The following is a 387-nucleotide window of genomic DNA, read 5'->3' as shown; positions in this document are numbered from 1 at the left end:
GGGTACGGCGGCGGCTACGCCCAGGCCCCGCAGTCGGTGCGCGTGGTGGACAACGGCTACTGAGCCTGCAGGGGGCGCAGGCCGCAGCGCCTGATTCCCTCCACCCCCTGACCCTGGCGGGCGGCCTTCGAGGCCGCCCGTTCGCATTTGGGTGGCTTCGGGTTTTTTACTTCTCGACGAAGGCGCGCTCGATCACGAAGTCGCCGGGCTTGGTGGTGTTGCCCTCTTCGAAATCGCGCTTTTCCAGGATGGCCTTGAGCGAGGCCAGCATTTCCGGGCTGCCGCAGAGCATGACCCGGTCCACCAGCGGATCGAGCGGGGGCACGCCCAGGTCGGTGAACAGCTTGCCGTTCTCGATCAGGTCGTTGATGCGGCCCTGGTTGCGGA

Annotated in this window: 1 pseudogene; it reads right to left on the bottom strand. The window is 67.2% G+C overall.

Going from position 1 to position 387, the window contains the following annotated elements:
* Nucleotides 1–166: 166 nt before the first annotated feature.
* Nucleotides 167–387, bottom strand: a pseudogene (locus tag GVL12_RS25960) (ferredoxin--NADP reductase); the annotation flags it as partial.

The organism is Pantoea sp. 18069, from assembly GCF_902706035.1.
GTDB lineage: Bacteria > Pseudomonadota > Gammaproteobacteria > Burkholderiales > Burkholderiaceae_C > Comamonas.
Note: the sequence above shows the minus strand (reverse complement) of the source record. Positions and strands in the feature narration are given on the sequence as shown.